Annotated in this window: 6 protein-coding genes; 3 read left to right on the top strand and 3 right to left on the bottom strand. The window is 71.0% G+C overall.

What is annotated here, in order from left to right:
• A partial coding sequence (locus B2363_RS01855; RefSeq protein ID WP_286928055.1) for a hypothetical protein occupies window positions 1–533 on the top strand: 533 nt, incomplete at its 5' end.
• Between the two features lie 86 nt (window positions 534–619).
• On the top strand, window positions 620–1,162 hold the full coding sequence (locus B2363_RS01850; RefSeq protein WP_286928054.1) for a hypothetical protein: 543 nt from the start codon (window positions 620–622) through the stop codon (window positions 1,160–1,162).
• A gap of 27 nt (window positions 1,163–1,189) precedes the next feature.
• On the opposite strand, the gene B2363_RS01845 is transcribed toward B2363_RS01850, so the two are convergent.
• The 3 genes from B2363_RS01845 to B2363_RS01835 are packed head-to-tail and all read right to left on the bottom strand — an operon-like array spanning window position 1,190 to window position 6,370.
• The gene (locus B2363_RS01845; protein ID WP_286928053.1) at window positions 1,190–2,083 is read right to left on the bottom strand and encodes a DUF3152 domain-containing protein; all 894 of its coding nucleotides are present in this window, start codon (window positions 2,081–2,083) and stop codon (window positions 1,190–1,192) included.
• A gap of 52 nt (window positions 2,084–2,135) precedes the next feature.
• Complete coding sequence (locus B2363_RS01840; protein WP_286928051.1) at window positions 2,136–5,027, bottom strand: bifunctional [glutamine synthetase] adenylyltransferase/[glutamine synthetase]-adenylyl-L-tyrosine phosphorylase; 2,892 nt, start codon at window positions 5,025–5,027, stop codon at window positions 2,136–2,138.
• A gap of 5 nt (window positions 5,028–5,032) precedes the next feature.
• Complete coding sequence (locus B2363_RS01835; protein WP_181756662.1) at window positions 5,033–6,370, bottom strand: glutamine synthetase family protein; 1,338 nt, start codon at window positions 6,368–6,370, stop codon at window positions 5,033–5,035.
• Window positions 6,371–6,461: 91 nt separating this feature from the next.
• On the opposite strand from B2363_RS01835, the gene B2363_RS01830 reads away from it, so the two are divergent.
• The coding region (locus tag B2363_RS01830) for an NAD+ synthase (protein ID WP_286928049.1) at window positions 6,462–8,121 on the top strand (1,660 nt) is incomplete at its 3' end.

The following is an 8,121-nucleotide window of genomic DNA, read 5'->3' as shown; positions in this document are numbered from 1 at the left end:
CGACCACGGAGCCGACCACGGACCCGGTCATCAAGGTGCCGTTCAAGCTCAAGGGCAGCACGACCATCAAGGCCGGCAACGGCACCGCCCCGCTGAACGGCAAGGTCGCGGCTGACTTCAACCTCGCCACCGGCCAGTTCGTCGCCGATCTGACGCTGGACAACACCAAGGCGAAGCTGAAGGCCCTCGGCTTCCTCCCGGTCGACGCTGACCTCGCCTTCACCTCGGTGGGCAAGACCAACGGTGGCATCAACCTCTCCACCGGCCAGCTGACCGCCGACTCGAAGGTGAACATCCAGATCACCTCGATCAAGTCGTTCGGTCTGAAGCTCGGCGGCGGCGCCAAGTGCCAGACGTCCAAGCCGTCCGACATCCGCCTGGCGTCCAACGGCCGCTTCGACCCGCTCGCGGGCGGTACGGTCACCAGCACCTACTCGATCGCGAAGCTGCAGGGCTGTGGCCCGCTGAACGACATCCTGTCGCTCTTCGCCTCGGGTCCGGGCAACAAGCTGACCGCGACGCTCGCTCCGTGAGCTGCGTGATCATCAACTGAACACCGGGGAGGGTCCTGCCGCAGCCGCGGTGGGGCCCTCCCTCGTTCCGATCGGAAGGCAACACCATGAACAGGACCATCCGGGTGATGCTCGCCGGTGCGGCAGCGGGTCTCGTGCTGGGCGGCTGCACCGGCTCCAGCGACGAGCCCGAAGCGGCTGCGGCGACTCCCCAGGAGAAGTGGGCCCAGTCGCTGTGCCAGGCGCTCGAGCCGACCACGGCACCCGTCGAGCCGCCCGCCACCGACGGCAGCGCGGCGGAGTCGAAGGAGGCCATCATGACGTTCCTGCGCACCCTGCGCGACCGACTCGAGGCGCAGGCCAAGGTGCTGCAGGACGCCGGCACTCCCCCGGAGGTCGACGCGGCGGCCTACGACCAGGCGAAGAAGTCGCTCGACACCGGCGCCCAGACGCTTCAGGGCGTCATCAAGAATCTCAAGGCGGCCAGCACGGCGAACGCCGACCAGATGCAGGCCACCCTGCTGCAGGTCAGCGAGTCGCTCGCCGAGTCGTCGAGCTACGAAGGACCGCTCGCCGAGCTCAGCGCCAGCGACGAGGGGCTGAAGAAGGCGTTCGAGAAGGACGAGACCTGCGCGTCGATCATGAGCTGATCGGCACGTCGCTCGTGCCCCGGTGCCTCAGCGGTACCGGGGCACGTTGCGTTCCGACGGCTTCGGCCACGGGTTGAACGTGCACCCGTTGCGGCCCTTCGACTGCTGCATCATGACGGGGGCCTTCTGACCCTTGCCGCCGCAGGACTTGTGGTGCCAGCCGAGCCAGTGGCCGGTCTCGTGGTTCACCACCATGTGGCGGTACCCCAGCAGGGTCGTGCCCTTCGCCGCGTTCCAGGCCGGAGAGGCGTGCTTCCAGCGCTCCTGGTTGATGATCACGTGGCGCCCCACCCGGCAGCTCCAGGTGGACGAGCAGGCGCTCGAGTACGTGGGCACGCGCGAGGCCTGGGCCAGCACGATCGTCATCGAGCCGCCCGACTTCACCCGCTTGAACCGGATGCCACCGGCACGCCAGCCCCGCGGGTCGTCGAGGATCTCGGCGACCTGGCGCTTGAACGTCTTCACGCTCGTGGTCATCTTGCCGTTCGTCGCGATCGAGTACTTCACGGTGCGCCGCACGTCGCGCACGTGCTTGACCTTGCGCCACGGCGAGCGGTGCGTGACGGTGCGGTAGCCGGGCTTGCTGACGGTGACCCGCACGCGCACCGTGTGGCCGACGTCGCGCACGCCGAGCTTGTACTTCCAGCGGGTGGCGCCCTTGATCGGCTTGCCGTCGCGCAGCCACTGGGTGCGGATCTGCAGCCCCCCGACGGAGTAGCGGCCCACCGAGCGGGTGAGCGTCCTGCCGAACCGGTGGGTGCCCTTCACCTTCGGGCCCTCACGCACGACGATCTGCTGGGGAGCCGGCTGCGAGGTCGGCGCCACGGCCGGCGCGACCGGCGTGGGACCCGCGGCCGTCGCCGGGGCCGCCGAGAGCAGCCCCACGGCCAGGACGAGGGGCAGCAGCAGACGCGAGAGCATGCCTTCAGGCTAACCCGCGCTCATCCGCCGCCCTGCACCTCGGGGCGGGCGGTCACTCGTAGAAGACGCGCTCCACGACCTGCCGGGCCCGGCGGGTGATCCGCATGTAGTCGTTGACCATCTCCTCGGTGTGGTCCTGCCCGATGCCGAGGAGGTGCGCGAGGCCCACGCGGTCGGCCGTGGTCTCGACCATCGACTCCGCGGGCTTGGCGCGCCACAGCACCACGCCGTTGCGGATGCGGGTCACGAAGCGCCAGGACTCGATGAGGGCCTGGGCGTCCTCGGCCGAGAGGATCTCGGCGTCGGCGGCCGCCTCCAGGGCGTCGATCGTGCGCGTGGTGCGCAGCGCCGGCACCCGGTGCGCGTGCTGCATCTGCAGCAGCTGGATGGTCCACTCGACGTCGGCCAGTCCCCCGCGTCCCAGCTTGAGGTGGGTGTTCGGGTTGGCGCCGCGCGGCAGCCGCTCGGAGTCCACGCGGGCCTTGATCCGCCGGATGTCGCGCTCCTGCGAGGCCGACAGGCCGCCCTCGGGGTACCGCAGCGGGTCGATCAGCTCGGTGAACCGGCGGCACAGCTCGGGATCGCCCACGGCGGCCTCGGCGCGCAGCAGCGCCTGCGCCTCCCACGTGTCCGACCACTTGGCGTAGTACGCCGCGTAGGCGTCGAACGAGCGGACCAACGGGCCGTTCTTGCCCTCGGGACGCAGTCCGGCGTCGATCTCGAGCGCGGGGTCGGCTCCCGCGGCACCGAGCATCTGCCGGATGAGCTGGGCGATCCACAGCGCGCACGCCTTCGCCTCGTCGCCGTCGGCCCCCTCGACCGGGTCGTGCACGAACATCACGTCGGCGTCGGAGCCGTACCCCGCCTCGTGCCCGCCGAGCCGGCCCATCAGGACGATGGCGTTGCGCGTCGGCAGCGGCTTGTCGTGGTCCTGGGTCCAGGCCGCCTCCGCCGTGGCGAGCGTGGCCGCGATGGTGGCCGTGTTGATCGCCGTCAGCGCCTCGCCGACCTCGGTGACGTCGAGCCGGCCCAGCACGTCGCTCATCGCGACGCGCGACAGCTCGCGGCGCCGGATCCGGCGGACGGCGCGCACGGCGCCGTCGGGGATCTGGTGCCGCTTGGCCGCGAGGGTCATCTCGGTGTCGAGCCGGTCGAGGTCGCGCGGCACGAGCGCCTCGTCGTCGCCGAGCAGCGCCACGGCGTCGGGCGCCCGGCGGATCAGGTCGGTGACGTACGTGCTGGAGGCCAGCATGTGCGCGAACTGCTGCGCACCGGTGCCCTCGTCGCGGAGCTTGCGCAGGTACCAGGGCGAGTCGCCGAGCTCCTCGGAGATCTGCCGGAACGCGAGCAGCGCCGCATCGGGCTGCGGGGACTCCGCGAACCACGAGAGCATCGCCGGCAGCAGCGAGCGGTGGATGGCGGCCCGTCGCGTGACGCCCGACGTGAGCGCGCCGATGTGGGCCATCGCGCCCTTCGGGTCGCTGTAGCCCAGCGCCGCGAGCCGGTCCTGCGCCGCCTCGGTGCTGAGGCGCAGGCGGTCCTCCGGGAGCGACGCGACGGCCTCGAGCAGCGGCCGGTAGAAGATCTTCTCGTGCAGGCGGCTGACGATCCGCCGGTGCGCCTGCCACTCCTTGACCAGATTGTCGGCCGGATTCGTGGTGAAGCCCATGCTGCGGCCGATCCGCCGCAGGTCGTCGACGTCCTCGGGGACCAGGTGGGTGCGACGCAGCCGGAACAGCTGCATCCGGTGCTCGAGGGCACGCAGGAACTCGTAGGCCTCCTCCAGCGCCGAGCCGTCGCGGCGTCCGACGTAGCCCTTGTCGGTGAGGGCCCGCAGGGCCTCGAGCGTGTTGGGGCTGCGGATCTGCTCGTCGACACGGCCGTGCACGAGCTGCAGCAGCTGCACGGCGAACTCGACGTCGCGCAGGCCGCCGCTGCCGAGCTTCAGCTGGCGGTCACGGTGGGCCGCCGGGATGTTCTCGATGACGCGCCGGCGCATCCGGCGGACCTCGGGCACGAAGTCGTCGCGCTCGGCGGCCTTCCACACCATCGGCTGCAGCGCCTCGAGGTACGCCTCGGCCAGCTCGCGGTCGCCGGCGGCGTACCGCGCCTTGAGCAGCGCCTGGAACTCCCACGTGACCGCCCAGCGGTCGTAGTAGGCGACGTGGCTGCCCAGGGTGCGGCTCAGCGGGCCGTGCTTGCCCTCGGGGCGCAGGTTCGGGTCGACCTCCCAGATCGTGCCCTCGGCGGTGAGGTCGCCGCAGATCCGGATGATCGCGCCCGCCATGCGCGTGGCGGCGGCCGCGGCGCGCTGCTCGTCGGCGCCCTCGACCGGCTCGTGCACGAAGATGACGTCCACGTCGCTCACGTAGTTCAGCTCGTGGCCGCCGGTCTTGCCCATCGCGATGACGGCCAGGCGGACGAGGTCGGCGTCCTCCTCCTCGTCCCCGGCGATCCGCAGGGCGGCGTCGAGCGTGGCGACCGCGAGGTCGGACAGCTCGGCCGATGACTGCTTGAAGGTGGTGTGCGCGTTGAGGTCGCGCGCGGCGATCGCGGCCAGCTCGCGGTGGTAGCGCACGCGCAGCGCGTCGGGATCGGTCACGTCGGCGAGCCACTCGCGGTACTCGGGCTCGGTGGCCGGCCGCTCCAGCAGGCGCTCCCCCACCAGGTCGAGCACGTACTCGGGGTGCCGTCGCCAGAACTCGCCGATCGCGCGGCTGGTGCCGAGCACGATCATCGCGCGCTCGCGCAGGACGGGGTCGTCCTCCAGCGCGGCCATGAGCCGCGGCCCCTCGTCGGTCTCGGCGAGCGCCACGAGCGACGCGAGCGCGCCGTCGGGATCGGCGACCGCGGCGATCTGGTCGACGAACTCGGACGAGACGGAGCCCAGCCGTGCGAGGTTCGCGGTGGCGGTCTCCGGGTCCGAGAAGCGGGTGCGGGTCACGGGACTTACAGGACCGGCATCAGTCGGTCGATCTCGAACTGCGTGACCTGCGAGCGGTAGTCCTGCCACTCCGCGCGCTTGTTGCGCAGGAAGAAGTCGAAGACGTGCTCGCCCAGCGTCTCGGCGACGAGCTCGCTGTTCTCCATCGTGCGGATCGCCTCGTCGAGGTTGCGCGGCAGCGGGGCGATGCCCATCGCACGACGCTCGTTCTCGCTGAGCGACCAGACGTCGTCCTCGGCCTCGGGCGGCAGCTCGTAGCTGTTCTCGATGCCCTTGAGGCCCGCGGCAAGGATCAGCGCGTACGCGAGGTAGGGGTTGCATGCCGAGTCGGGGGCGCGCAGCTCGACCCGGGCCGAGCCGGACTTGTGCGGCTTGTACATCGGCACCCGCACGAGCGCGGAGCGGTTGTTGTGGCCCCAGCACACGTAGTTCGGCGCCTCGCCGCCCCACGCGAGGCGCTTGTAGGAGTTCACCCACTGGTTCGTGACGGCCGTGATCTCGGGCGTGTGCTCGAGGACGCCGGCGATGAACGCGCGGCCCGTCTTGCTCAGCTGGTACTCGGCGCCGGCCTCGTAGAAGACGTTCTCGTCGCCCTCGAACAGCGACACGTGCGTGTGCATGCCCGATCCGGGGTGGTCGGTGAAGGGCTTGGGCATGAACGAGGCCCACTTGCCCTGGCTCAGCGCGACCTCGCGAACGATCGTGCGGAACGTCATGATGTTGTCGGCCATCGACAGCGCGTCGGCGTAGCGCAGGTCGATCTCCTGCTGGCCCGGGCCGCCCTCGTGGTGGCTGAACTCCACCGAGATGCCCATCGCCTCGAGCATCGTGATGACCTCGCGGCGGAAGTCCTGGCTGGCGCCCTGGGCGGTGTGGTCGAAGTACCCGCTGTCGTCCACCGCGACCGGACGCGTGCCCGGCTCCGGCTTGGACTTGAAGACGAAGAACTCGATCTCGGGGTGCGTGTAGAACGTGAAGCCCGCGTCGGCGGCCTTCGCCAGCGCACGCTTGAGCACGTAGCGCGGATCGGCGTACGACGGGCTGCCGTCGGGCATCGCGATGTCGCAGAACATGCGCGCCGTGGCGGGCGTCTCGCCGCGCCACGGGAGGATCTGGAACGTGGACGGGTCCGGCTTGGCCAGCATGTCGGCCTCGTGGACGCGGGCGAAGCCCTCGATGGCGGAGCCGTCGAAGCCGATGCCCTCCTCGAACGCGCCCTCGAGCTCGGTCGGGGCGATGGCCACCGACTTCAACGAGCCGAGCACGTCGGTGAACCACAGCCGGACGAAGCGGACGTCCCGCTCCTCGATCGCGCGTAGGACGAAGTCCTCCTGCTTACCCATGCGGTCAGTGTAGGGCCGCGCTCGGGCGAGCCGCGCGCGGCCGTTTGCCGCCACCCGGCTGCGCCCCGCGGCACGCCCTAGGGTGGGAACCGTGCCGCAACTTCGCCTCGCCCTCGCCCAGATCAACGCCGTCGTCGGAGACGTCGAGGGCAACCTCGAGCTCGTCCTGCAGCAGGCGCGCGACGCCCATGCCGCCGGCGCGCACGTGCTGGTCACGCCCGAGATGGTGCTGACCGGCTACCCGATCGAGGACCTCGCCTACCGGCGGTCGTTCATCGAGCGCTCGCAGGCAGCCGTCACGTCGCTGGCCGAGCGCCTCGCGGAGGAGGACCTGGGCGACCTCGTCGTCATCGTGGGCCACCTCGACCGCGCCACCGACGTGTCGGACCGCCTCGGGGTGCCCAAGAACGCGCCCGTCAACGCGGCCTCGGTGATCACCGGTGGCGAGGTCGTCACCCGCTACGACAAGCACCACCTGCCCAACTACGGCGTGTTCGACGAGTTCCGCCACTTCGTCGCCGGCGACCGCACCCAGATCATCCAGGTCCACGGCGTCGACGTCGCGATCGCGATCTGCGAGGACATCTGGCAGGAGGGTCCCTCGAAGGCCGCCAAGTCCGCCGAGGCCGGCCTGCTCGTCGTGCTCAACGGCTCGCCCTACGAGGCGGCCAAGGACGACGAGCGGCTCGAGCTGTGCGCGCGGCGCGCGGTCGAGGGCGAGTGCGCGGTGGCCTACGCCAACCTCGTCGGCGGCCAGGACGAGCTGGTCTTCGACGGCGACTCGCTCGTGGTCGACGCGCAGGGCGAGGTCGTGGCCCGCGCGAGGCAGTTCGAGCCCGAGCTGCTGATCGCCGACCTCGACCTCCAGGCCGCCACGGCGCAGATGCCCGAGCCCGGAACGCGGTTCGAGGGTCTGTTGGTCGAGCGCACGGTCATCAGCAGCGACCCGCTGCCCGCGTACGAGCCCGTCACCGGCAGCGTCGCGGAGCGGTGGGACGACCTCGGCGAGCGCTGGCAGGCGATCGTGCTGGGCCTGCGCGACTACGTCGAGAAGAACGGCTTCCCGTCGGTGCTGCTCGGCATGTCCGGCGGCATCGACTCCACCGTGGTCGCCGCGCTCGCGGTGGACGCTCTCGGCGCCGACCGCGTGTTCGGCGTCTCCAACCCGAGCGCGTGGTCCACCGAGCACTCGCGCTCCGACGCCGCCGACCAGGCCGAGCGCACCGGCCTGGACCTGCGCACCATCGCCATCGCGCCGATCTTCGACTCCTACCAGGAGGCGCTGCACCTCGAGGGCATCGCCGAGGAGAACCTCCAGGCCCGCATTCGCGCCGTGATCTGGATGGGCCTGTCGAACGCCGAGAACCACCTCGTCCTCGCGTGCGGCAACAAGTCCGAGCTCGCCACCGGCTATTCCACGATCTACGGCGATGCCGTCGGCGGCTACGCACCGATCAAGGACGTGCCGAAGACGATCGTCTGGGAGCTCGCGAAGTGGCGCAACGCCTGGGCCGAGTCGCAGGGCCAGACGCCGCCCATCCCGCCGAACACGATCTCGAAGGAGCCGTCGGCCGAGCTGCGCCCCGGCCAGCGCGACTCCGACAGCCTCCCGCCGTACCCCGTGCTCGACGGCATCCTCGACGCCTACGTCGAGCGTGACCTCGGCTCGGCCGACGTCGTCGCCGAGGGATTCGACCCCGTCGTGGTGGAGAAGGTCATCACCCTCGTCGACCGGGCGGAGTACAAGCGTC

Source organism: Aeromicrobium sp. UBA7512, assembly GCF_002476985.1.
In the GTDB taxonomy this organism is placed as follows: domain Bacteria; phylum Actinomycetota; class Actinomycetes; order Propionibacteriales; family Nocardioidaceae; genus Aeromicrobium; species Aeromicrobium phoceense.
The sequence above is the reverse complement of the archived record's forward strand: the minus strand, read 5'-3'. Positions and strand labels throughout refer to the sequence as shown.